Origin of the sequence: Sorangium sp. So ce176 (assembly GCF_051519835.1) — a bacterium.
GTDB classification, from domain to species: Bacteria; Myxococcota_A; Polyangia; order Polyangiales; family Polyangiaceae; genus Sorangium; species Sorangium cellulosum_G.
Map to the genome: position 1 here is coordinate 3,921,724 of NZ_CP150371.1, position 24,787 is coordinate 3,946,510.

General features: G+C 71.0%; 19 protein-coding genes. 9 read left to right on the plus strand and 10 right to left on the minus strand.

Going from position 1 to position 24,787, the window contains the following annotated elements; translation table 11 throughout:
• The first annotated feature begins 257 nt into the window (after positions 1-257).
• Together aroA and WMF42_RS14785 are read left to right on the plus strand one after the other, a co-directional pair.
• Positions 258-1,559: a 3-phosphoshikimate 1-carboxyvinyltransferase gene (gene aroA, locus WMF42_RS14780; RefSeq protein WP_437692545.1), complete on the plus strand. Its 1,302-nt coding sequence runs from the start codon at positions 258-260 to the stop codon at positions 1,557-1,559.
• A 550-nt stretch (positions 1,560-2,109) separates the two neighbouring features.
• Entirely contained in the window at positions 2,110-2,838 is a 729-nt protein-coding gene (locus tag WMF42_RS14785) for a hypothetical protein (protein ID WP_437692547.1), read from the plus strand.
• Between the two features lie 149 nt (positions 2,839-2,987).
• Here the strand turns inward: WMF42_RS14785 and WMF42_RS14790 are convergent, their stop codons facing one another.
• Both WMF42_RS14790 and WMF42_RS14795 read right to left on the minus strand, forming a co-directional pair.
• Complete coding sequence (locus WMF42_RS14790; protein WP_437692549.1) at positions 2,988-4,004, minus strand: hypothetical protein; 1,017 nt, start codon at positions 4,002-4,004, stop codon at positions 2,988-2,990.
• 116 nt (positions 4,005-4,120) lie between these two features.
• Positions 4,121-4,840 carry an alpha/beta hydrolase gene (locus tag WMF42_RS14795; RefSeq protein WP_437692551.1) on the minus strand — a complete coding sequence of 240 codons (720 nt, stop codon included), beginning with the start codon at positions 4,838-4,840 and terminating at the stop codon, positions 4,121-4,123.
• 416 nt (positions 4,841-5,256) lie between these two features.
• On the opposite strand from WMF42_RS14795, the gene WMF42_RS14800 reads away from it, so the two are divergent.
• The 6 genes from WMF42_RS14800 to WMF42_RS14825 all read left to right on the plus strand — a co-directional run bounded on the left by WMF42_RS14800 (position 5,257) and on the right by WMF42_RS14825 (position 11,796).
• A complete protein-coding gene (locus WMF42_RS14800) occupies positions 5,257-6,087 on the plus strand; it encodes an NADPH-dependent oxidoreductase (RefSeq protein WP_434047439.1) in 831 nt (276 codons plus the stop codon).
• Positions 6,088-6,311: 224 nt separating this feature from the next.
• Entirely contained in the window at positions 6,312-7,982 is a 1,671-nt protein-coding gene (locus WMF42_RS14805) for an FAD-binding protein (protein WP_437692553.1), read from the plus strand.
• Positions 7,979-8,314, plus strand: a complete 336-nt coding sequence (locus WMF42_RS14810) for a 4Fe-4S binding protein (protein ID WP_437692555.1) — start codon at positions 7,979-7,981, stop codon at positions 8,312-8,314. The genes WMF42_RS14805 and WMF42_RS14810 overlap by 4 nt, the downstream gene beginning before the upstream one ends.
• Positions 8,315-8,871: 557 nt before the next feature.
• Positions 8,872-9,435, plus strand: a complete 564-nt coding sequence (locus WMF42_RS14815) for an RNA polymerase sigma factor (protein ID WP_155798637.1) — start codon at positions 8,872-8,874, stop codon at positions 9,433-9,435.
• Positions 9,425-10,732: a FecR domain-containing protein gene (locus WMF42_RS14820; RefSeq protein WP_061610040.1), complete on the plus strand. Its 1,308-nt coding sequence runs from the start codon at positions 9,425-9,427 to the stop codon at positions 10,730-10,732. Before WMF42_RS14815 ends, WMF42_RS14820 begins: the two co-directional genes overlap by 11 nt.
• Positions 10,729-11,796: a hypothetical protein gene (locus tag WMF42_RS14825; protein WP_061610039.1), complete on the plus strand. Its 1,068-nt coding sequence runs from the start codon at positions 10,729-10,731 to the stop codon at positions 11,794-11,796. The genes WMF42_RS14820 and WMF42_RS14825 overlap by 4 nt, the downstream gene beginning before the upstream one ends.
• 139 nt (positions 11,797-11,935) lie before the next feature.
• Here the strand turns inward: WMF42_RS14825 and WMF42_RS14830 are convergent, their stop codons facing one another.
• Positions 11,936-13,240 (minus strand): RICIN domain-containing protein, encoded by a 1,305-nt coding sequence (locus WMF42_RS14830; RefSeq protein ID WP_437692558.1) that lies wholly within the window; start codon positions 13,238-13,240, stop codon positions 11,936-11,938.
• 267 nt (positions 13,241-13,507) lie between these two features.
• Here WMF42_RS14830 and WMF42_RS14835 point away from each other — a divergent pair, with 267 nt between their 5' ends.
• A complete protein-coding gene (locus tag WMF42_RS14835) occupies positions 13,508-15,547 on the plus strand; it encodes a rhamnogalacturonan lyase (RefSeq protein ID WP_437692560.1) in 2,040 nt (679 codons plus the stop codon).
• A gap of 43 nt (positions 15,548-15,590) precedes the next feature.
• On the opposite strand, the gene WMF42_RS14840 is transcribed toward WMF42_RS14835, so the two are convergent.
• The 7 genes from WMF42_RS14840 to WMF42_RS14870 all read right to left on the minus strand — a co-directional run bounded on the left by WMF42_RS14840 (position 15,591) and on the right by WMF42_RS14870 (position 24,682).
• On the minus strand, positions 15,591-16,583 hold the full coding sequence (locus WMF42_RS14840) for an NAD-dependent epimerase/dehydratase family protein (protein ID WP_437692562.1): 993 nt from the start codon (positions 16,581-16,583) through the stop codon (positions 15,591-15,593).
• Positions 16,584-16,643: 60 nt separating this feature from the next.
• On the minus strand, positions 16,644-17,483 hold the full coding sequence (locus WMF42_RS14845) for an ABC transporter permease subunit (protein ID WP_437692564.1): 840 nt from the start codon (positions 17,481-17,483) through the stop codon (positions 16,644-16,646).
• 143 nt (positions 17,484-17,626) lie between these two features.
• Positions 17,627-18,709 carry an ABC transporter permease gene (locus tag WMF42_RS14850; RefSeq protein WP_061606282.1) on the minus strand — a complete coding sequence of 361 codons (1,083 nt, stop codon included), beginning with the start codon at positions 18,707-18,709 and terminating at the stop codon, positions 17,627-17,629.
• Entirely contained in the window at positions 18,690-20,240 is a 1,551-nt protein-coding gene (locus WMF42_RS14855) for a sugar ABC transporter ATP-binding protein (protein WP_061606281.1), read from the minus strand. The genes WMF42_RS14850 and WMF42_RS14855 overlap by 20 nt, the downstream gene beginning before the upstream one ends.
• 100 nt (positions 20,241-20,340) lie before the next feature.
• The gene (locus WMF42_RS14860; protein ID WP_437692567.1) at positions 20,341-21,525 is read right to left on the minus strand and encodes an ABC transporter substrate-binding protein; all 1,185 of its coding nucleotides are present in this window, start codon (positions 21,523-21,525) and stop codon (positions 20,341-20,343) included.
• A 146-nt stretch (positions 21,526-21,671) separates the two neighbouring features.
• Positions 21,672-23,018 (minus strand): DUF1552 domain-containing protein, encoded by a 1,347-nt coding sequence (locus tag WMF42_RS14865; RefSeq protein WP_061606279.1) that lies wholly within the window; start codon positions 23,016-23,018, stop codon positions 21,672-21,674.
• A gap of 35 nt (positions 23,019-23,053) precedes the next feature.
• Positions 23,054-24,682 (minus strand): DUF1592 domain-containing protein, encoded by a 1,629-nt coding sequence (locus WMF42_RS14870; protein WP_437692569.1) that lies wholly within the window; start codon positions 24,680-24,682, stop codon positions 23,054-23,056.
• Between the last annotated feature and the right edge of the window lie 105 nt (positions 24,683-24,787).

The following is a 24,787-nucleotide window of genomic DNA, read 5'->3' on the forward strand; positions in this document are numbered from 1 at the left end:
GAGCCTCGCCAGGTGGTAGTGGCGGAAGCGGGCGAGCTTCATCAAGGAATCGACGAGAACCGCACGAGTCCGACGAGAGCAACGAGCGCAAGGCGAGGTGCTCGCACCCTCCCCCTGCGGAGGCCATTACATCCCATTACATGATGAGGCGCGGGCGACGTAGCCCCCGATCGGCGCTGGGACGAGGCGCTCGATCGGGCGTCGGGCCGTGTGACCGAAGTGGCGGGCTCGGGCGTCAGGATCTAGTCTGGCGCCCCATGATCCCCGCCGGTCCCTTGCCCATCGTCCCGCTCTCCTCGCCTCCACAGCTGACCTGGCGTGTGCCCGGCTCGAAGAGCATCACGAACCGCGCGCTCGTCCTGGCGGCGCTCGCCGACGGCGAGAGCACGCTCGACGGGGTGCTGCACAGCGACGACACGCGGCACATGCGGTCTGCCCTGGAGGCGCTGGGGATCCGGATCCAGGACGCCGGCCCGACCACGCTGGTCGTGGAGGGGGGGCGGCACCGGCTGCGCGCGCCGGGGCGCGAGCTGTTCATCGGGAACAGCGGCACCACGGTGCGCTTCCTGGCGGCGCTCGCGTGCCTCGTGCCCGGCGAGGTGGTGCTCGTCGGCGACGAGCACATGGCGAAGCGCCCGATCGCGGATCTGGTCGACGGGCTGAGGCAGCTCGGGGCGGACGTGGAGTGCCCGACAGGGTGCCCGCCGCTCCGGATCCGGGGCGGCCGGCTGCAGGGCGGCACCCTGACGATGCGCGGCGATCGCTCCAGCCAGTACTTCTCGGCGGTGATGATGGCCGGCCCCCTCGCCGAGTCCGCCATCGATCTGCGCGTGGCCGGCGAGCTCGTGAGCCGCCCGTACGTCGAGATCACGCGCCGCATGGCCGCGGACTTCGGCGGCCGCATCGACGAGGCCGCGGGCGGGTTCGCTGTCCATCCCGCGCAGGGGTACCGGCCGCGGAGGTACGCGATCGAGCCCGACGCCTCGTCCGCGAGCTACCCGTTCGCGCTCGCCGCGGCCGCGGGCGGCACCATCACCGTGCCCGGGCTCGGCGAGGGCGCGCTGCAAGGCGACTACCGGTTCGTCGAGCTCCTGGAGCAGGCAGGCGCGCGCGTGACCCGGCAGGCGGGCGCCACCACGGTGAGCGGCGGCGGCCGCCTGCGCGGCGTCGACGTCGACATGCACCACATCTCGGACACCGTGATGACGCTGGCGGCGATCGCGCCGCTGCTCGAGGGGCCGACGACGATCCGGAACGTGGCGAACATCCGGATCAAGGAGACGGACCGCCTCGCCGCGACGGTGGCGGAGCTCCGCCGGCTCGGGCAGGAGGTGACCCACGGCGACGACTGGCTCCGCATCGAGCCGCGCCTGCTGACGCCCGCGCTGGTGCACAGCTACAGCGACCACCGCATGGCGATGAGCTTCGCGATCCTGGGGCTGTGCCGGCCCGGGGTGACGATCGAGAACCCCGCCTGCGTCGCGAAGACGTATCCGACGTTCTGGGAAGACGTCGAGCGGTGCCGGGACGTGGTCGGCGGCGGCGCGCCGCCAGGGTGACAGCCGGCGGCGGGCCGGGGCGAGACGTGACGAGCCTCCATCGAGGCACCGGCGGCCCCGGCGCGCAGCAGAGCAGCAATCCGGCGGCGCTCATGGAGGGGCACGCCGAGGATCTTCGGCCGAGTGACGGTCCCCTGGCCGGAGGATGACGGTCCGTCCATCGGCCGATGATCGTCGGTCCTCGACGGCGGGACGAACGGTCCCCGGCCGAGGACTGTCAATCCACGGACACGGGATGAACGACCATGGATGGCGGGATGGTCAATCCACGGGCAGGTGGATGGTCGACCATGGATGGTGGGATGGTCGACAGTGGATGGGCGACGGTCGAACCCCGGCCGGGGGTGATCCGGCGCGTCCGCGCATCTTTACGCAATCACGCTGCGGCTTGCCGCAATCCATTGCGTACTCACCCCTCCTCACGCGTCGCCGGGCCGCGTGCGACAGGGCGTGCGGCCACTGGCATCCTCCTTGATTGTGCCCTGCGCCTACCTGCGCGCCGCGCGAGCCGTGATGACCGGCCGTGGCGCGCGCCCCCCAGGAGGAGCCCATGCCGTCGCGAAAGAAGAGCACGAAGAACACCCCGAGCCCCGTGACGCCCGCCGGCGCCGAGCCCACGCTCGGCGGCGGCCGCGCGCCGGAGGCCGATTTCGACGACACCATCGCGAAGAACCGCGCGCTGCCCATCCTCGATCCGGCGAGCTTGCCAAGGCCGCCGGCCGGCTTCCGGCCGACGGATCCGGACACGCGCAACCGCCGCCTGCGCAAGGTGTCTTCCGAGCTGCGCGCCGAGGTGCTCGCCGCGCTGCGCGAGGCCGCCGGGCTGGATCTGGCGGCGGACCTCGGGAAGTACGCGCCCGACCCGCAGCGCGCGCCGGCGCTCGCCGAGCGGCTGGAGCGGGTCGGGCGCCTGTCGGCCGCTGTGCAGGCCCTCGCGCTGTATGCCCGCGAGATGGAGCAGATCGCGCTGAGCGACGCCCTCGTGTTCCTCGAGGCGGAGAACAAGCAGCTCGCCAACGCGCTCGAGCACGCGCCCGAGCTGGCCGAGCGCTACGCGGCGCTGCGCGCGCTGTTCGAGACGCGGGCGGCGTCCATCGTCGAGGGGCGCGCCCGGGCCGCGAGGGGCGCGGTCGCCGTCGCGCGACCGCCGGCCGCACAGCCCGCGGCCGCGCAGCCCACGGCCGCGCAGCCCGCGGCCGCGCAGCCGCCGGCGGCGAGACAGCCGGCCGCGCCATCACCGGGCGCACAGCCGCCGCAGGCATCTCCGCAGACGGCGTGAGCGGGTGACGTCGAGCGCGATCCAGTCCGTCGATCCCCGGGGCTGGATCGCCGGCGGCGCTCGCTCGCCGCGCAGGGCAAGGGCAGCCTCTGCCTCGATATCGAGATCACCGACGAGACCCGCACCAGGGCCGAGGAGGCGCCGCAGGTCTACGAGGAGCTCGAGAGATCCCCAGGCGCCTGCGTCTCCACCGGTTGCGCCGGCGGCTCCGGCTCCTTGTGGAACATCCCGGCGAGGATCCGCTCCGCCGCGTCGGCAAGGATGTCGCGCGAGAGCCGGGCCTCCTCGTCGAAGAACCGTGTGGCCACCCCCGCGTCGAGCGCGTGCGTCGCGAGCAGCGCGAACGCCTGCGCCTCGTCGAACGTCGCCTCGGCGGTGAGCACGCGCTTGCCTGGCCTCAGGTCCTCCTGATCGAAGCGACCCTGCCACGTCTCTCCCAGGGTCACCGAGAAGTACTGCGCGGCCACGTTCCCGGGCCGGGCCATGTGCGAGACAGCGACGACCGCCCGCAGCCCGTCGCGCTCCTCGGGGGTCATCTGCCGCCGCCAGGCCTCGACCGTGGCGTGCATCGTCTCGATCTGGTCGCGCGCCGCGTCCTCGGCGTTGCGCAGGACGTCCTCGGTCTGCGCGCGGGCGAAGGCGGTCAGCGCCTCGGGCGCGACGCCGCCTGTCGCGCTCGCCTCGTCGAGGAGCGCGACCGACGCGCCGAGGAGCCGGCGCTGCCGCGCGAGCTGCTCCGGGGTGAAGCCGCGGCTGTCGAGGTCGCCCGCGGCCGCGGCGATGCGCTGTCGGAGCTCGGCCGTCTGGCGACGCGCGCCGCCGTCGAGCGCGCCCCGCCAACCCGAGAGGAGCGCGTGGACCGCCACGGGGACGTGCGCGATCGCCTTGAGCTCGTGGTAGCGCCGGGTGCGCGCGGGCCCCTCGAACCGCTGCCCGCCGCGCCGCAGGATGAGGCTGTCGTCGATCTGGGCGATGATCGGCTCGATGGTGGCGAGGACGGCCTCCCGGCGCGCGGCGTAGGCGTCGAGGAACGCCTGGTTGAGGTCGCCGAGCGGGTCGCCCGGGGCCAGCGCGGCGCTGCCGGCGTCGGCCTGCGGCGCGGCGTCCGGGGGGGCCGGCGCGGCGCTGTCCTCACACGACACCCCGGGAGATGCGCGCTCGATCATCTGCGCGGGCTCCATAGCACACGCGCGCGCGCCGAAGCCGAGGGCGGCTCCAGCGCGCCGGAGCGCCGGCGTGGACCGGGACAGGCGCGCGAGCTCGGGCGCACGCGCGCGCTGGCTCAGCGGCGCGGCAGCGCGTTGGCGTCGAGCCAGTCGAGCGCCTCGTCCATCACCCGCTCCGCGTCCGGCATCTCTCCGTGGCGCGCGCCGGGCATCTCCCGGTAGACAGCCGGGATCTTCGCCGCCATGAGGCCGCCGGCGCCCTCCTTCATGCGGTACTTCGCGTCGAACTCGCCGCTGATCATCACCGCCCCCCGGATGCCCCGGAGCCGCGCCGCCGAGGGCGTCGTGGGCGCGCCGAGCAGCACGAGCCGCGAGTACCTGTCCGGCCAGCGCTCCGCGAGCCGCTCCGCGATGTAGGCCCCCTGCGAGTAGCCGATGACAACGAGGTCCTCCGCCTCGCCCCCGCACGCCGCGAGCGCGGCCCGGATGCGGCCGTCCTGCTCCTCGGGGTCGGGCGAGTACTTGCTGAACACGCCGTCCCCGCCGCAGGGCACGTTGCCCTGCAGCCCGAGCACCCCGCCGTGCTCCCGCGCCGCGCCCTGGATGGCCTGCACGTAGCCCAGCCCGTGCCCGCACATGCCGTGCAGGAAGATCATCCGCGGACACGCGCCGCCCCGCCCGGTGACGACGAACGCCGGTTGGTCGCCGGGCACAGCCATCTCCGTCGCCACCAGCGGCGGATCGACAGCGCGCTGGTCGACCTCGACCATCGCCGGCTGCGCCGGGCGCTCCTCCGCGAACGCTCGCTCCTCCTTGCCACACCCCGTCGTGAGCACGGCGAGGCCAAACCCGGCTATGGCTACAACGGAAGATTCCATGAAACTGGCGCAATGCCAGGACCGGGCCAGCGCCAGCGATCGCTCGCGCTCATCGCGAGGACGCCGCGGAAATGAGGGCAACACGAGCGGAAAGGGCGGCGGGCGAGCGCTTCATCTCTTCCTCTTTTTCGCCACACCCGGAGCTCCGTCTGTGCGCGCTGTTGACGTGTCCGTCTTAACGGAATATTTGTCCGTTTTGTTGGATGGGCCTGGTGGGGCGACGTCCGCGGCGCGTCACGCCGAGGGATCGCGGCGCCCGGCTCGCGGCGAGCACCTCGGGCGCCGCGACGACGAGGCCGAGGACCACGCCTCGTGCGCTGAGCGCGCCGGGACGATGGATTGAAGAGATGGATTGAAGAGGAGGAGCACATCCGATGAGCAATCGCGCCCTGGAGCACTTTGGCGAGCGATACGGCGGCGAGGGAGCGGCGCCCCGCTTCGAGCAGTGGAACGCGGTGATCGAGAGCCTGCTCGGCCATCGCTCGGTGCGCCGCTACGCGCAGGAGCCGCTCCCGGAGGGGGCGCTCGAGCTGCTCGTGGCCGCCGCGCAGTCGGCGCCGAGCTCCTCGAACCTGCAGCTCTGGAGCGTGCTCTCGGTGCAGGACGCCGAGCGGCGGCGGCGCCTCGCGGAGCTCGCCGGCGGGCAGGCGCACGTGCGCGACTGCGGGCTGTTCCTTGTCTGGCTCGCCGACCTGCGGCGCATCGGCGACCTCGCGAGGCACCGCGGCGTCGGGCACGAGGGGCTCGAGCATCTCGAGATGTTCGTCATGGCCGTCGTCGACGCGGCGCTCGCCGCCCAGAACGCGCTCGTCGCGGCCGAGTCGATCGGCCTCGGCACTGTCTACATCGGCGCGCTGCGGAACCACCCGGAGGCGGTCGCGGCCGAGCTCGGCCTGCCCCCGCAGGTGTTCGCTGCCTTCGGCCTGTGCGTCGGCTGGCCGGACCCGAGCACCCCGGCGAGCATCAAGCCGCGGCTCCCGCAGGAGGTCGTCCTGCACCACGAGCAGTATGGCGCCTTCGAGCGCTCGGTCGGCGCGCTCGAAGGCTACGACCGGCTGATGGAGCGCTTCTACGCGAAGGAGCGCATGGGCGTGCAGGGGAGCTGGAGCCGCCACTCGGCCGCGCGCGTCGCGTCGGCCGACGCGCTGCGCGGGCGCGACCGGCTGCGGGCGGCGCTCGCCTCGATGGGCTTCGGGCTCCGCTGACGCGGCGGCGCCCCGCCCGGCGCCGCGCGCGAGCGACGGAGTGCGCGCGGAGCAACACCCGAGCAGCAGGCCCTGGTGCCTCGCCAGCAACGAAGGACGTCGCCCGCCGGAGAGGGGCAGTGAGCGCGTGATGGCATATCGGCTGCATTCCGGATGAGACGAGATGAGACGAGATGAGACGAGGCGGGAGAGGGAAGTCGGCCTGAGCAAGGGAGTCGCCGATCATGAGCGAGCTACGAGAGCCTGAATCACACGCGGGAGAGGGGGGACGCGCCCTCGACCGGAGCGACACGCTGGCGCTGGAGACCGACGTGCTCGTCCTCGGCGGCGGGCCCGCCGGGACCTGGGCGGCGCTCGCCGCGGCGGCGAAGGGCGCCCGCGTGGTGCTCGCCGACAAGGGGTACTGCGGCAGCAGCGGCGCCACCGCGCCGTCCGGGGTCGGCGTGTGGTACGTGCCGCCCGTCCCCGAGCTGCGCGAGGCGGCCAAGGCGAGCCGCGAGGGCCTGGGCGGCTTCCTCGCGGACCGGGGCTGGATGGACCGCGTGCTCGACAGGACGTGGTCCAGCGTGAACGACCTCGGGACGTGGGGTTACCCGTTTCCGACAGACGACGGCGGCCAGCCCGTGCGCCGCAGCCTGCAGGGGCCCGAGTACATGCGCCTCATGCGCAAGCGGGTGAAGCTCGCGGGCGTGCGCATCCTCGACCACAGCCCCGCGCTAGAGCTCCTCGTCGACGCGGACGGCGCGGTCGCCGGCGCCGCCGGGATCTGCCGGCAGCTCGGGCACCGGTGGACGGTGAAGGCCGGGGCCGTCGTCATCGCGACAGGCGGGTGCGCCTTCCTGAGCAAGGCCCTCGGCACCAACGTGCTCACCGGCGACGGGGGGCTGATGGCCGCCGAGGTGGGCGCCGAGATGTCGGGCATGGAGTTCTCCAACGCGTACGCGATCGCCCCGGCCTTCGCGTCGGTCACCAAGACCCTCTTCTACAACTGGGCGACGTTCTATCGCGAGGACGGGCGCGTCATCGAGGGGGCCGGCTCGCAGCGAGGGCGATCGGTGATCGCGGAGACGCTGCTCACGCAGCCGGTCCATGCCCAGCTCGACAAGGCCGACGAGGCGCTGCAGGCGTGGATGCGCAAGGCCCAGCCGAACTTCTTCCTGCCGTTCGACCGCGCGGGGATCGACCCCTTCCGGCAGCGCTTCCCCGTCACGCTGCGGCTCGAGGGCACCGTGCGCGGCACCGGCGGGATCCACATCACCAGCCAGGCCTGCGCGACCTCGGCGCCGGGGCTCTACGCCGCCGGCGACGCCGCCACGCGGGAGCTCATCTGCGGCGGCTTCACGGGCGGCGGCAGCCACAACGCGGCGTGGGCCATCTCCTCGGGGCAGTGGGCCGGCGAGGGCGCCGCCCTGTTCGCGCGCGGCGTCGGCGCCCGCGCCGGTCAGCGCAAGGTCGAGGGCGCCGGCCGCGCGGCGCTCCCCGCGGCGGGCGGGGCGAGGCCGATCGACGCCGAGGGCGTGATCCGGTCGGTGCAAGACGAGGTGTTCCCGTACGACAAGAACCTCTTCCGCACCGAGCGCGGGCTCGCGATCTCGCTCGACCGGCTCGACGCGCTCTGGCGCGACGTGCAAACGGCCCGGCCCGCGGCGGAGGTGCGCGAGGCCGTGCGGGCGCGGGAGGGCGCGGCCATGGTCGCCACCGCGCGCTGGATGTTCAACGCGGCGCGCGCGCGCACAGAGACGCGCGGGATGCACAAGCACAAGGACCATCCAGGCCTCGATCCGGCGCAGCAGCGGCGCCTGATCACCGGGGGGCTCGACAAGGTCTGGGTCCGCCCCGAGTCGGCCGCGCCGGCGTCGACAGGCGCGGCCGCCGCGGAGGCGCACGCGCCATGATCGAGCTCGTCAGCGACGCGCGGTGCATCGGGTGCGATCTCTGCGTCGAGGTCTGCCCGACCGACGTGTTCGATCCCGTGCCCGGCGGCGCGCCCGTGATCGCACGGCAGGGCGACTGCCAGACGTGCTTCATGTGCGAGGCCTACTGCCCGGTGGACGCGCTCTACGTGGCGCCGGAGGCCGAGCGGCCCGTCCCGGTGGACGAGGAGCAGCTCTCGGCGTCGGGGCTCCTCGGGAGCTACCGCGCCGCGGTGGGGTGGGGGACCCGGCGCAAGCCGGGCGCCGAGGCCGACGAGACCTTCCGCGTCCTCGAGGCAGCGCGCCGCGGCTGATGCCCGCGCCGCACGCTCCGCTGCTCCCACGCCCGCCGTTTCCCCCCTCACCACGGGAATCTTCCGTTCCTGCGCTATTCTCTCTCGCTGTGAGCCGGTTCGAGGGCGAGCGGCTACTGCGTGACAGACGTGCGCTTGGCTGGCTGGGGCGACGTCCCCTCCGACATCCTTGCGGCCTCCGCGGGCATCCGTGGTGGTCGCCGTGCCGGGCATCCGGGCAACGCAGCTCGGGAGCGTCCGATGCGATGTTGACTCCACTCAAGACCATCTTGTGGGCCAGGCGCCCCATCGACGGCGCGGCGCCTCCGAGGGTGGCGGCGACGACCGCACCACACCCGCGCTGGGACCAGCGCCGCTTGCCGGAACGACCTCCCCGGCCGCGCGCGCTGACCCGGCCGCGCGCGCTGACCGCCTTGCACCGGGGACCCCGGCTCGGTACTGTGCTCGCTCCTCACGACCGATCTGCGAAGGTCTCGATCCCTCGGAGCGATGACGTTGTGCGTAGAGCCAGCCTTGCCATCGCTCCGTCAGAGCATGGCGGCACTGACGAACGTGACGTGGTTCGCGCGCTCATGGCAGGAGAGCCGTGGGCGGCAGCCGCGGTGTGGAACGCGCATGCGCCCAAGGTGTTCCGGATCGTCGCGCGCGTGCTCGGGCCCGGCGCCGACGCAGAGGACGTCACCCAGGAGGTCTTTGTTCGCGTGTTCTCCAGGGTATCCGGGCTGAGAGACCCCGACGCGCTGGGGAGCTTCGTGTACTCGGTGACCGTCCGACTCCTGAAGTGGGAGCTCCGCCGCAGGCGCGTGAGGCGCATCCTCCAGCTCTCGGACACTGCCGAGCTCCCGGAGCAGGCTGTCGCGCCGGTGGACAGCGAGGCGCGCGAGGCGCTGGGACGCCTCTATGCGATCCTCGACACGCTGAGCGCAGACGACCGGACCGCGTTCGTCCTCCGCCACATGGAGGGGATGAGCCTGCCGGAGATCGCGGAGGCGACAGGGATCTCGCTGGCCACCGTGAAGCGCAGGCTCAGCCGGGCAACGGAGCGCGTGTCGTCCGAGGTCGAGAAGGACATGTCCCTCGCCGCGTACTGCATGAGAGGGGAGGCGCGGGATGACTCTTGACGAGGAGAAGAACCCGGCACTCAGCCCGAGCGCCGCGCGCGCTGTCGAGCTCGCTCGCCTGTCGCTCGGCACGATGTCTCCCCAGCAGCGTGTCCAGGGGCTGCTCCGCGTGACGGAGCGGACGGCGAGGCGCCAGGGCTTCCGGCTGTCGCCCCTCCGGAGCGGAGCGCTCGCGCTCGCCGTCGCCGCCGCCGTCCTGCTCGGCGTCAACGGGTGGCAGCGAGGGACGCGCGCCGATCGGCTCTCCTACGAGGTGGAGGGCGGCGCCATGCAGCAGGACGGGTCCGTTCAGGCGGACACATCGAGCCGCCCCAAGGTCCGGTTCTCCGACGGCACCGAGGTTCAGCTCGCCGAGATGGCGCGCGCGCACATCGTGTCGGTGGACGAGCAGGGCGCCAGGGTCGCCCTCGACAGGGGAGAGGTCCACGCGCGCGTTGTCCACCGGTCGGAGGCGCAGTGGCTGTTCGACGCGGGGCCGTACCTCGTGACAGTCACCGGGACGGCCTTCGCGCTTTCCTGGGCGCCGGAGGACGAGCGCCTCGATCTGCGGCTCGAGGACGGCGCCGTCGTCGTCAGCGGGCCGCTGTCCGGCAAGCCGATCGCTGTGCGCGCCGGGCAGTGGCTGACCCTGTGGCAGCGCACGGGAGAGGTGCTCCTGCGCGATCTCGATCTTCAGCAGGGCGCGGAGGCGCCGCCGGCGCTCTCCCCGCCGGCACCCGTCAGCGCCGGGGAGCCCGGCGCGGCGCCGGTTCCGGATCAACCCGAGGCGCCCGCGAGCCCGACGGCGGCGGCGCCCGCGAGCCCGACGGCGGCGGCGCCCGCGGCCGAGCCGAGGCGCGACTGGGCCGGGAAGCTCGCGGCCGGGAAGCTCGACGTCATCGTCGACGAGGCGCAGCGCCGCGGGCTCGACGCCGCGCTCGCGGAGAGCAGCAACGAGGAGCTCTCGGCCCTCGCGGACGCGGCGCGTTACACGCGGCGGAACGACATCGCGCGGCGGGCGCTCCTCGCCCAGCGCCGGCGCTTTCCCGCGACGCAACGGGGCAAGGAGGCGGCGTTCCAGCTCGGCCGCCTCGCGGAGACCCAGGAGGGAGGCGCCGCGGCGCTCGCCTGGTTCGAGACCTACCTCAAGGAGGCGCCGCGGGGCGCTTACGCCTCCGAGGCGCTCGGGCGCAAGATGGTGATCGTGCAGCGGCTCCACGGCGACGCCGAGGCCGAGACCGTCGCGCGGGCGTACCTGCGCCGGTTCCCGGGCGGAACCTACGCGCAGGCAGCGCGGGCCCTCGCTCGGACGCCGTGAGGTTCGCGCGGGCGCAGGCGCTGGCCGGGGCCCTCACGCTCGTCCTGTGCGCGGCGAGCCCCGCGGCGTCGGGGGAGCCTGCGCGTGTGGTCCTCGTGCGCCCCGGCGCCGCGGATCCGTCGATCTCCGAGGCGCTGATCCGCATCCGCGGGGAGCTCGTCGCCGACGGGTTCGACGTGGAGCTCCTCGATGCGCAGTCGGCCTCCGCCCCCCGGCCGACGATGGACGACGCCGGGCAGCAGGCCGGCTCCGCGGCCCTGATCGGGCTGTTCCTCGCGCCGGACGGTCAGGCCGCCGAGCTCTGGGTGGTCGACCCGCGGACGAACAAGACGCTCGTGCGGCGGATCGACACGCGCGGCGAGGCGCGGGAGCATATCGTCGAGGTGCTCGCTGTGCGCGCCGTCGAGCTGCTCCGCGCGAGCCTGCTCGAGCTGCTGATGTCCTCGCGGCGCGCGGCGGCGCCCGCCGCCGCGCCGCCCCCGGGCAAAATGAGCCCGCAGGAGCCTTCACGGGCAGAGAGGTCGCTCGACCCGCCGCGCCGATCGATGTGGGGCGTCGAGCTGGGGGGCGGGCTCCTCGCGAGCCCGGGCGGCATCGGCCCGGCGCTGCTCCTGGTCGCGCGCCTGCGCGTCGCGCCGCCCGGTCCGAGCGGTCGACTCGAGGCGCGCCTCTCGCTCGCCGGGCTCGGGACGGCGCCGCGCGTCGCCGGGCCGCAGGGCAGCGCGACCGTGCAGCAGCGGCTCGGGCTCGTCGAGCTCGCGGCGCTCCCCTGGCCCGAGCTGCGCTTGCGCCCGAGGTTCTCGGTGGGCCTCGGGGCGCTCCACGTCGCCGTCGACGGCGAGGCGTCGTGGCCGTACAGGGGGACCCACGACGCGCGGTGGGCGTTCGCCGCGGACGCCGGCGCCGGCGTCGAGTTCGGGATCGTGAGGCGGCTCGACGTCGTCGTCGAGGCGCACGCGCTCGTCGCGCACCCGTATCCGGTGATCCGCTTCGTCGAGACCGAGGCGGCGAGCGGCGCGCGCCCGGCGCTGCTCGGCACCCTCAGCCTCGTGGGGTGGCTGTGAGCGGAGGGCGAGCGGCGTCGCGCCGCGCGCCCGGCGGGAGATCTTCCCGAGGCGCTGTCGTCCGCGCCGGCCGTCGCCGCGCGCGCAGGCCGTCGATGTCGCCGAGCAGGTCCCACGCCTCACGGCGGGGCGCCGGGCGTCACGGCTCCGGGCCGCTCGTGGTGCCGGCTTCGGCGCCTGTCTCGACCGGGATCAGCCTGAACTGCTGGCTGGCGCCGCCGTTGGAAGACCTCTGGAAGAGGGCGGTGCCGTCGGCGGGCGGGGAGCCGTACGCGTCGATGACCTTGCCGCTGAGACGCGATGTGATGCGGACGGCGCCGCCGCCGAGATCGGTGACGGACCATTGCTGGTTGGGGTTGCCGTGGCAGGCGTACTGGACGATCACGGCGCCGTCGGCTTTCGACGCGCCGCGGACGTCGAGGCACTTGTCGCTGCTGACGTTGCGGATCCGGTGATACCCGCCGTCCACCGCCTCGAAGCGGAACTGCTGGTTGGTGCCGCCGTTGCAACTCCAGAGCTGCAGGACGAGGTCGTCGGCGGTGACGACGGCGGCGTCGACGTCCACGCAGCGCCCGCTCTGGACGCCGACCAGGTTGTAGAGGGTGTCCGCCGCGATGTCCGCCTCGACCTCCGCCGGGACGGCGTGCTGGGAGAGCTCGGCGATCTCCGCCGGGGCGAGCGCCCGGCTGTAGATCGCGATGTCGTCGACGTCCCCGACGAGGAGCCGACCCTCCTGCGGCCATCGGCCGACGTAGAGGCTGGTGGGGCCGGGCGAGATCGTCCTCTCGATGGGCTCGGTGCTGTGCAGGCGCCCGTCGATGTAGAGGCTCATGGTGAGCGCCTCGCCGTCGACGACGCCGGCGGCGTGCGTCCACCGCTGGAGCTCCAGGCAGGAGCACAGGACGCGGTGGTAGTCGCCTGTCTCCGGCCCCTTCCAGAACCCGAACTGCATGCCCCGCGCCTCGCCGTCGTAGCCGATGTTGAGCTCCCATCCGCCGGAGCTCGCCGTGCTGATCACGGTCCTCAGCGTGTCGCCGGCAGGGGGCTCGCCGGTCAGCACGCGAACCCACGCCGAGACGGTCCAGCTCGAGGCGGCGTTCGGGAATCCGCCCACCGTCATGAACTCGCCCTCCTCGAAGTGCAGCGCCTGCCCGAAGCGGCCGTCCTCCACCCACGTGCCGCCGGTGAGCTCGCCGTCGCGCCGGTTGCCGGACCGATCGGCCACGACCGTCCCTTCTCCGTCGTCGAACGCCCAGTAGGCCACCAGGTCCTGGGTCAGCCTCGACGGCGTCAGCTCGACGGCGTCGATAGGCCCCCGCTCGCAGGCCGCGAGCCCGAGCGCCGCGACAGCGGCCAGGCAGCGGGGCGCCGCACGTCCGCCCGCCATCGCCGTTGCGCTGAGCGTGGTGAGGATGGCGCGGTGCGGCGTACGCGACGGCTGCATGTCAGGGATTCTTGCGTACCCCAAACTCATACGGTTCACCATGAAACTGCGCGGGTATGCTAGCTGGCCCCGCTGTGTCGCCCGGAGCACCGCCGCGTTCTCGCGAGGCGGGTTCAAATTTTCAGCCCGTCGAGAAAACGCGGGACCCGAGCGATCGAGGTGATTGAGTCTGCGCTGATGTTGCAACCTGGGCCAGAGATCATCGTGCCGCTCACGGCCCGGAGGCGAACCGCCGACCGGAGGCGGAGCGGCAACGCGAGGTACCTTATGAGGCGTCCTGTTCTCTTGATCTGTTTCTCGCTCGCTGCCGGGCTCGTGGCCTGCGGGGCGAGCGATACAGGCGCCGGCGGCGCCGGCGGCGACGGCACCGGCGCGGGCGGCGACGACGCGACCGGCACGGCGTCGGGAGGCGGCTCGACGGGCACGGCGCCCGGAAGCGGCGCGACAGGCACGGCGTCGGGCGGCGACGCAGCGTCGGGCAGCGGCGGCGCGGGCGCGGGGCCCGGCGCGGGCGCCGGCGGGGGCACGCCCGCGCCGACGGGGTTCGCGCAGATGGAGGATCTCGACCGCGGCGTCGTGGCCGTTCCCACGGACGGGGGCATCTACGTGGGCTTCCGCCTGTTCGGCTACGATCCCGACGACATCGCCTTCAACGTCTACCGGGACGGCACCAAGGTCAACGACGCGCCGATCACGGACTCCACCAACTTCGTGGACCGCGGCGGAACTCCGAGCTCGGTCTACACGGTGCGGCCGGTCGTCGGCGGCGTCGAGCGAGGCGAGTCGGAGGCCGCGTCCGTGTGGAAGGATGGATCCCTGTCCATCCCGACGATGGCGCCGCCCGCCGGGGACGGCTACACCTACTCGAGCGGCGACGGCAGCGTGGGGGACCTGGACGGCGACGGGCGATACGAGATCGTCGTCAAGTGGGATCCGTCGAACCTCAAGGACAACTCGCAGGCTGGCCGCACCGGCAAGACCTACCTGGACGCCTACACGCTCGACGGCGCGCGCCTCTGGCGCATCGATCTCGGCGTGAACATCCGGGCCGGGGCGCATTACTCGCCGTTCCTCGTCTACGATCTCGACGGCGACGGGAAGGCGGAGGTGGCCGTCAAGACAGCGCCGGGGACGCGCGACGGCAAGGGCGAGTTCCTGAGCAAGGGGCCCGCGGCCGGCGACGACGACGCCAAGGACTACCGCAACGGCGACGGCTACATCCTGACCGGCCCGGAGTACCTCACGGTGTTCTCGGGAGAGACAGGCGCCGAGCTCGCCACGACCGCGTTCCTTGTAGGGCGCGAGGACCCGTGCAGCTGGGGCAACAACGAGTGTTACGGCAACCGCGTCGACAGGTTCGTCGGCACGATCGCGTTCCTCGACGACACAGGGCGCCCGAGCGCGGTGTTCGGGCGGGGCTACTACGCGCGCACCACGCTCTCGGCCTGGAACTACCGCGACGGCGCGCTCTCGAACCTCTGGACGTTCGACTCCAGCTCGAGCCGTGACAACGGGAAGTTCGCCGGCAAGGGCGCCCACTCCATCAGCGTCGCGAACGTGGACGACGACCCGCAGCAGGAGATCATCAACGGCGGCGCCACGTTCGACGACGACGGCACGGGCCTCTGCACGGTGGACTACTACGCTCACGGCGACGCGCTGCACGTCACGGATCACATCCCGTCGCGCCCCGGCCTCGAGGTGTTCATGCCGTACGAGAGCGGGGACGCGCCCGCGTACGCCATGCGCGACGCCCGCACGTGCGAGGTCCTCTGGCAGGGGCCCGGCAACGGCGGCGAGGAGGGGCCTGGCCGGGGCGTGGCGGCGGACGTCGATCCGCGCAACCCCGGGAGCGAGGCGTGGGTGAACAACAGCCAGCTGCTGAGCGGCTCGGACGGCAAGAGCGTCGGGAACCGCCCCGCGTCGAGCAACTTCCTCATCTGGTGGGACGCGGACCTGAGCCGCGAGCTCCTCGACGGCAACGGCATCCGCCAGGTCGACGGCGACGGCGGCAACTTCACGGCCGACGGGTGCGCCGCGAACAACGGCACGAAGAGCAACCCGACCCTCAGCGCCGATATCCTGGGCGACTGGCGCGAGGAGGTGATCTTCCGCTGCGGCGACTCGATTCGCATCTTCACGACGAGCCAGCCCGCGAAGAACCGGATCCACACCCTGATGCACGATCCGCAGTATCGCGTCGCCATCTCGTGGCAGAACGGCGCCTACAACCAGCCGCCCCACCCGAGCTTCCACATCGGGGAGGGGATGGCCCCGGCGCCGAAGCCGGACATCCACGTCCGCTGAGACACCCCGGGCGGCGTCGCCGTCGGCTCGACGGTGGCGCTCGTCAACCGGGGTACCACGTGATGCGCGGGTCATCGGGCGCGCGCGCGTGGTCAAAGGCGGCGTCCGCAAGTCGCGCCAGATTGTACTGCGGCCGCCAACCCAGCAGAAACTTGGCCTTCGTGTTGTCCAGCCACGTCGAATGGTAGGGCGTCTTCACCCTCACGCTCGGCAGGCCCCGGGTGGTCTCCAGGTAAGACGCCAGCTCACCGTAGTCGACCGGCTCATCCATGCAGATGTTGAAGGTCTGCTGGCGGGCCTTCTCGTTGTCGATCGCCATGAGGATCGCGGCGACGAGATCCTCCACGTGCACGAAGTTGCGCTTCACCGGCTTCCCGTCAGGGTCGAGCATCACCGGGACGGCGCCCGAGCGGACGTATCCCTCTGCCGCCTGAGCTCCGACCAGATCGCGCCACCTCGGCCCTCCGAACACGTCGTCACCGAACGACAGCTGGGCCTTGAAGTCGTCCTTCTCCATGATCCACGGCGCGCGCAGGCAGCATCCGTTCAGGCCATACTGGACGTAGTATTGCTCGAGCATGACCTCCTCGAGCACCTTGGACAGCGCATAGCAACCCGGGTAGGCGCTGTGCTTCTGCGCCTCCGTGACGGGGACCGGGTGTGGATAGAAGAAGTGGCCCATCCCGGCGTCGCCCCCGATCAGGATGAACTGCTGGAACGCAGGGCTGACGCGGCAGGCCTCGAGCAGCCAGAACATGCCCTTGATGGCCACGTCCATGATGCTGTCGGGGGTCTCCTTGCTTGTCGCGAGGTGCAGCACGTGGCTCACGCCCTCCACCGCTTCGCTGGCCACGCCGCCGTGCTCGATCGATCCACGCACAACGTCCAGGCGCGCCGTCCGCTCCAGCATGCGGTTGTGGCATAGCGCACGAACCTGCCAGGCCTCGAACCTCGGGTCCGACAGGAACCTGCGGATGAAGGCCTGGCCGACCTTCCCCGCCGCGCCGGTGACCAGAACTCGTCTTGTCTCACTCACGTTGTCGCTCCTCGCTCTCCAGCACCATCGTTGAAGCTGCCGCTCGTCGGCCCTGGCCGCTCATGTCGCGCGCCTGGCCGAGCGGACCAGGAGCTGCTGCATGACGATGAAGCCCAGCAGCAGCAGCCCGATGCTGATGTGGTGCCAGGGGGACGGGAGACGCCCATCCAGGTTGAGCACCGCCCGCACGAGCCCGGTGATCATCACGCCCATCAGGGTACCGACGACGCTGCCGACACCGCCGGTCAGCAGCGTTCCACCGATCACCACCGACGCGATGGCCTCGAGCTCCAGGCCGACGCCGATGTTCGGCTTGCCGGCGCTGTCGATCAGCGCCGTGGTGACCCCCCCGAGACCCGCGCACAGGCCGCTCAACGCGTACAAACACACAGTCGTGGCGCCGAGCGGCACTCCCATGAGCATCGCGGCTTGCCTGTCCCCGCCGATGGCCAGCACGTTCCGGCCGAAGCTCGTGCTCCGGTGCAAGATCACGCCGAGCGCGAGGACGACAAGAAACAGCAGGGCCGTCGCGGTGATCCAGGTTCGATCCAGGCCAGGGATCGCCAGCGCGAAGCCGAGCTCATCGACGATCCAATCGAAGAAAGGATGATCGATGCTGATGGGCTGCATGCTGACGACGAAGGCCAGTCCGCGCGCGAAGAACATGCCCGCCAGCGTCACCAGGAACGGCGGCAGAGAGAAGCCGTGGATCAGGTAACCCGTCGCGGCGCCGAGCGAGACCGCCGCCGCGAGGCCGATAGAGAAGGCCAGCAGCGGGTGGTGGCCACCTGCGACAAGCGTGCCCACGAGGACCGTCGTGAGCGCGACGACGGACCCGATCGAGAGATCGATGCCCCCCGCCAGAATGACGAAGGTCATCCCCACCGCGCAGATGCCCATCGCCGCGTTGCCCTTGATCAGGTCGACCAGGAACCGCAGGCTGCGCGCCGAATCGTAGAACGTCAGCGCGCTCGCGTAGAGCGCGACCAGGAGGACCGCCGTCACGACGAGCGGCAAGTGCCGCCGGTCCCAGCTGCGCAGCGCTATTGCCATCGCCTGACCCCAAACAGCGCGACGAGGCGCCGGCGCGACTCCTCGGAGATCAAGAGACAGCTCATCAGCATCACGATGGCCTTGGGCATTGGCTCGATCTCCGAAGGGACGTGCTGGCTGTACATCGTGATGGAGAGCGTTTGTATCAGCAGCGCTCCTACCAGCGTGCCGCCGAGGTAGAAGCGCCCGCCCGTCAGCGCCGTCCCGCCGATCACCACGGCGAAGATGGCGTCCAGCTCCCGCAGGCGCCCCACGCGATCGGGGTCGGCCGTGGAGATGTACGACGCGGCCACGAGCCCGGCGATGCCGGCGCACAGACCGGAGAACCCGTACAAGCAGAGCTTGATGCGGCGGTCACTGACGCCCGCGAGGTGGCTGGCCCGCTCGTTGTCGCCGATCGCTTCCATGAACAGGCCGAGCGCCGTCTTCCGGGAGAGGAGCGCCGCGATGGCGAACACGACGGCCACCAGCAGCATGGAGAACGGCAAGCCACCCAGGTGACCATTGCCGATGAACGCGAACGTCGCATCCACGTGAGTCACAGGCTCGGCGTTGGTGATCAGCATCGCGACGCCTCGAATGCCGATCATGCTGATCAAGGTGACGATGATGGGCTGGATGTTCAGCAGCGTGACCAGCGCGCCGTTGAACAACCCCGCGCCGCCCGCGACGAGCAAGGACACGAGCGCCGCCACCAGCGGCGGATATTGATGGTCCTTCATCAGGATCACGCAGGTGGCGCCGGACAGCGCCATGACCGAGCTGACCGACAGATCGATGCCCCTGACGGCGATCACCAGGGTCAGGCCGATGGCGAGCAGCATCACCTCCGAGCCCTGGTTGAGCAGGTTGATGGGCGTCCCGTAGTAGGCCCCGTCGCGCTCGACGATCGAGAAGAAGTTCTTCGACAGGAAGAAGTTGAACACGAGGAGCGCCGACAGGCCGAGCATGGGCCAGGCCTCGCGGCGCCCGCGCTTGAGCAGCAGGGCACCGACGCCAGCGGTGAAGAGGATGATCCCGACGCCGGTGACGCTGGCGTTGGTGCGCAGCGCTTCAGAGATCTTCTCGGGCATCGGGCGAGGCCTCCTGGCGCTGGGCAATGGCCTGGATGATCGACGCAGGGGTCACTGACTCTCCCGCGAGCTCGCCCTGCTGTTTGCGATCTCTCAAGACCACCACCCGGGTACAATTCCGCTCGATTTCCTCGAGCTCCGATGAGATCAAGAGCGTGGCGACCCCCCTCTCGCTGAGCGACTTGACCAGCTTCTCGATCTCCAGCTTGGCGCCGATGTCCACGCCACGCGTGGGCTCGTCGAGGAGCATCACCCGTGGTTGCGTGACCATCCAGCGCGCCAGCAGCACCTTCTGCTGGTTGCCGCCCGATAACAGCTTGATCGGCGTCTCCGGGGATGGCGTCTTGATGCTCAGGGCCGTGATGTAGTGCTGGACCAGGCGATCCTGCTCGTCGCGCGGGAGCACCCGCAGCGCTCCCCGCGACGCCTGAAGGGCCAGGATGAGGTTCTCTCGCACCGACAGGTTGGGCACGATGCCGTCGACCTTGCGGTCCTCCGGGCAGTACGCCAGCCCCGCCTGGATCGCGTGCCGCGGCGTCTTGAGCTTGAGCGGACGGCGGTCCACCGTGAGCTCACCGCGATCGGCGGGCTCGATCCCGAAGAGCATCCTGGCGGTCTCACTCCGGCCGGAGCCGAGCAACCCCGCGAGACCCACCACCTCGCCGGCGCGCAGCGCGAGGTCGATCGGCCCGATGACCCCGCTGCGCTCGAGGCCGCGTGCGGCGAGCACCAGCCCTTCGGCGCTCGACTCCCCGTCGAGGCCGGCAGGGCCGCCCGGCGCGGGTTTGTCCGGCGCGCCGAGCTTCACGCCCAGCATCGCCTGAACGAGCTCCAGGCGAGGCAGCGCGCTGCTCGCATACTGGCCTACCAAGCAGCCGTTTCTGAGCACCGTGATGCGGTCACTGACGGCGTAGACCTGATCCAGGAAGTGGGTCACGAAGAGTATCGCCAACCCTTGCGCCTTCAGCTTCCGCATCACGTCAAACAGCCGCAGCGTCTCCGCTTCGTCCAGGCTCGATGTGGGCTCATCCAGGATCAGGACTCGGGCATCCACGGCGAGCGCGCGGGCGATCGCCACCATCTGCTGGAGCGCCGTGGGCAGGGCTACAACCGACCGCGTCACGTCGAGGTCGAGCGCCAGGCGCGCGAGGGCCTGCCGAGCCTTCGCGTGGACCGCGCGCTGGTCAATCAGGCCGAAGCGCCGGGGTTGACGGCCCAGCATGATGTTGTCCGCGATGGAGAGGTGCGGTATCAGGCTTATTTCCTGGTGCACCGCGCTGATGCCCAGCGCTTCTGCGCGGCGAGGAGAGGTCGGCTGGATCGTCGTACCGTCCAGGCGGATGGCCCCGGCGTCGGGGGGGAAGACGCCGGTCAACAGCTTGATCAGCGTCGACTTGCCAGCCCCGTTCTCCCCCATCAGCGCCTGGATCTCGCCCGCGTGCGCCTCGAAGTGCACGTCATGCAGAGCGCGGACACCAGGGAACGATTTGCTGAGGCCATCGACAGAGAGCGATGCGTTCGAACCAGGCATGCGCCTGCTACTCCGTGGCTGAGGGCCGATCGACTCGCGAGCTCACCGGAGGAGGGGGCCGGCGCCGCCGCCGCTGCACCCCCGCCGCCGCTGCGCGATCTCAGTAAGGGCGCGTGCTGATGAGCGCGGCCGCCTGATCGCGCTCGAAGACCTTGCCGGGGACGATTGTCCGCTTCGGCACCTTCTCACCGCGCGCGATCTTCTCGATGGTGTCGAAGAGCAAGGGGCCGTGCACGGCGCTGCACTCTACCGTCGCGTTCAGCTTGCCTTCGATCATGGCCTCGAAAGCCGGCTTCACGGCGTCGACCGAGACCACCAGGATATCCTTCCCGGGCTTCAACCCCGCCGCCTCGATCGCCTGGATCGCCCCGAGCGCCATGTCGTCATTGTGAGCGTAGACGGCGTTGATCTCCCCCTTGTGGGCGGAGAGCAGCGTCTCCATCACGGCTTTGCCCTTGGTGCGCGTGAAGTCACCGCTCTGGCTCGCGATGATCTTCATGTCCGGATGCTTCGCGATGGCCTCGGCAAATCCGGCTTTGCGCATCGTCGCCACGTCCGCCGCTGGCGTCCCCACGAGCTCGATGATGCGGGCGCTGCCGTTCGTCTGCTTGGCGAGCCACTCACCTGCCTGGCGCCCCTCCCAGACGAAGTCGGCGACCAGCACCGTCTCGTACAGGTCCTCGTCGGCGTCCACGCCCCGGCTCGTCAACACCACCGGGATGCCAGCGCGCTTGGCCTCCTTCAACGTAGGCTTCCAGCCCAGCGATTCCTGCGGCGCGATCACGATGATGTCGACGCCCTTGGTGATGAACCCGTTGACGGCGTTGATCTGGTTGTTGTGCACGTTCTGGCCGTCCGCGAAGAGCAGCTGGATCTTGCGCTTCTCCGCTTCCTCCTGGACCGACTTGCTGTGCGCGACCCTCCAGGAGCTCTCGGCGCCCGTCTGCGAGAAGCCGATCACGATCTCGGACAGCTTCTTCGGTGCCCGCCGCGCTGTGTCGTTGGCCGAGCCCGGCTTCGACGTGGCGCGCTCGGCCTCACTCTCGCTGCGGGCGCAGCCAACGGCGATGGATGCCGAGCCCAAGATGGACAGGAACACCCTCCGTGACACTGGATTCCGGGGCTTCATGCTCGTCTCTCTTCCTGCTGTAGCTGGTGGGCGCGGGGCGATGACGGCCTTGCGCCGGACACCGCTGCATACCACCGATCTGTCATGGGCATCAAGGCCGTTGCCATGCTGGCCATGGGCTGGGTTGGACGCCCCGCCGTCTGACTCGAATGCCACGGACAGAACGTGGGGCGTCGTGCTTTCATATCACACAGCGCCGGCCATATCACACAGCGCCGGCGAGAGCGCCGGTGTAGAAGCTGGAGCTGCCGTACGTCGTCTCGTTCCTGTCGAAGCGACCGGTGTCCCGCCCCTCGGGAGGGCTACGTCAGGTTCGTGAGCGGCCCGGTGCAGTAGCGCGGGTCGCCGAACGTGTCCCGGGTGTCGCCGAACAGGTTCAGAATCGAGACGAGCAGGTTGTTGTGGGGGAGGTTCGGGTACCGGACCCAGCGTCCGGTGCGCAGGCCGCCGCCGCCGCCGGCCAGCAGGAACGGCATGTTCGTCTTGTTGTGGCTCGGCGGGTCCGAGAGCTCGGACCCGAAGAAGACGACGCTCTCGTCGAGCAGCGAGTGCCCGCCCATGTCGACCTTCTCCATCTCCTGCAGGAGATAGAGGTGCTGCTTCGAGTACCAGTTGCAGATGCGCTCGCACTCGGCCGGCTTGAAGCCGCCGTCGTGCTGGTAGTAATGGTGGTGCTCGGTCAGGTTGAGCCAGGGGAAGGTGTGCTTCGCCTCGGTGTCGCTCCACTGAAGCGTGCCGACAGCGGTGATGTCGCAGGCGAGCGACATCACCAGCATGTCCATCATGAGCTTGCCCACCTTGGGGATCGCCGCGTCGGTCGAGGTGTCCTTGATCGAGCCGTTGTCCGAGGAGTTGAGCCCCGTGCGCGGGTTGTAGTCGGACGTGTCGACCCGCTCCGGCGCCTTGCACGCGCTCGTCTCGACCGGCACGTTGCTGATGCTCATCTCGATCTCGCGGATCTTCGTCAGGTGCTGGTCGATCTTCTGCCTGTCGGCGGTGCCGAGCCGCGAGGACAGGGCGGAGTAGCGCCCGTCGAGGAAGTCGAGGATCGATTTCTTTCGCGCGAGGCGACGGGCGGCATCGTTGCCGGCGGTGGGATCCAGCGAGCCGAAGAGATCGGTGAAGATCTCCATGGGATCGAGGCGCGGCGGGATCGGCTTGAACGGCGCGTTGGTCTCGAAGTTCGCGGCGTTCATCGGCGAAACGAGGCCGTGGGACTTGCCCGTCGCCCAGCGCACCGCGATCTCGATGCTCGCCTTCGCCTTCTGACCGGCGGAGATCCGGGAGGCGATCACCTGATCGATGGAGGGCCCGTTGCCGTAGCCGCCGTTCGGGGAGCCCTCCTGGGCCGTGCCCGTGAGCCAGGCGATGATCCCGGCCTGGTGCTGCTCACCGCGCGCGCTCTTCAGGTCGAGGCCGTCGACGACGAGCAGCCGGTCCTGCACCGGCGCGAGCGGCGACAGGATGGGGCTCAGGGTGAAGTTCGTCTCGGTGCCGGTCGGCCGCCAGCGGTCCATCACGGTCCCGCCCGGCGTGTAGACGGAGAGGAAGCGCTTGGCGGGAGCGGGGGCGGCGCGCGCGGTGCGCTCGGGGCCCATGATCTCCAGCCAGGGGAGCGCGATGGCGATGGCGCCAGCACCGCGCAGCACGGCACGTCGGCTCAAGCGAAAGTTCGACATAACCATCACTCCTCTTGGGCAGCCATGTAGTGGAAAGCGTCCGTCTGCGTGAGCTCGACCAGGAGCTGCTTGACGTTGTACCCGGACGCCTTGAAGGCGGCCTTGACGTCCGTCTTGGTGCAAGCGTCCTCGGAGCGCAGCGTGAGACCATAGCCGTACTCGGCCCAGCGCGTCGCGAAGCAGCCCAGCACGTCCTCGTTCTGGGCGAGCTCACGCACCAGCTCGATCGGCCCGCTCACCGTGACGTCCGTGCCCGGGACCCCGCCGCTGGCGTCGATCTGCACGTCGTTCTCGGTCGTGCGGAACTGGCCGACAGCGTCGTAGTTCTCGAACGGAAACCCGGCCGGATCCAGGAACTGGTGGCACCCCGCGCAGACAGGATCCTTGCTGTGCTGGCTGAAGCGCTCCCGCGCCGTCGCGCCGGTGTACGGATCCGGCGGCTTCACCCGCTCCAGGATGTCGCCGGTGGGGAGCGGGATCTTCTGGCACATCAGCTTCTGGATCACGAACGAGCCGCGGATCACGGGGTTGGTGTTGTTCGAGTGCGTCGTCCCGGCCATCACGCCCGCCTGGGTGAGGAGCCCGAGGCGCTGGGTGGTGTCGAGCTGCACCTGCTGGAACTCGTCGCCCGTCACGCCCTCGACGCCGTAGAACGCCGCGAGAGGACCATTCATGAACGAGTACGGGGCCGTCAAGATGGACGGCCAGGTGCCCGTCCCCTCGAAGATCTCGTGCTCGAGGAACCGCTGCGTCTCTTCGCGCATGAACGAGCCGAGCGTCCGCGAGAAGGTCGGGAACGCCTCCGCGTTTCGCTCGAGGTCCGCGAGGTTGCTGATGGGGAGCAGGTTGTCGAAGAAGAACCGGACGGTGGTCCGGAACCGAGGGTCCTCGATCATGCGCTCGGCGTGCGCCCGCACGCCCTCCTTCGTGGAGAGCTCACCCGCCTGCGCCGCCCTGCGCAGCTCGTCGTCGGGCATCGTGCCCCAGAGCAGGTACGAGAGCCGCGTCGCCATCTCGTCGCCCGTGGGCCGGCGGAGCGCGGGGCGCTCCGGGTCGGGCGTGCCCCACTCGATGCGGTAGAGGAAATCGGGCGATTGAAGCAGCGCCTCGATCACCGTGGCGATGCCGACGTCGAACGTCGCGTCCGTGCGCCCGACCGTGTAGAGCGCGAGGAGCTCGTCCGCCTCGCCGGCGGCGAGCGGCCTCCTGTAGGCGAGCGGCGCGATCCGCTCGACGATGGTGCGCGCGCACGCTTGCTCGCTGTCCGCGCGCACGTCGCTCGCGCAAGGGGCGAGCTTCGCGAGCGCCTCCTTCGTGGCGGTCGCGCGCCGGGCGACGCCCTCCGCGACGGTGCTGAGCTGCTCGGCCAGCAGGCTCGAGACCGACAGGGCGTCGGCGTCATTGCCAAAGCCGTTTCCGACATCCTCGCTCGGCAGCGAGAAGGCTGGCTCGGTCGTGTCGCCGAAGAGGTCGCGGACCGTCTTGTTGTACTCGAAGCGCGTCAACCGCCGCAGCGGCGCTCGCCCGGGGTGCACGAGGCCGTCGTCGCAAGCGAGCGGCGCCGTCGTGGTGGGATTCTCGGTGTCAGGCGCGCCCACGTCCACCCCGTCCCCCCCGTCGCCCGAGCTGCCCATGTTTCCAATGCAGCCGCTGGCCAGGATCAACGCGATCGGGACGACCGACCGAAGGCCTCGGAGAGGACACGCCTGTTCATGGTTCAAGGATTTGTACATCGATGT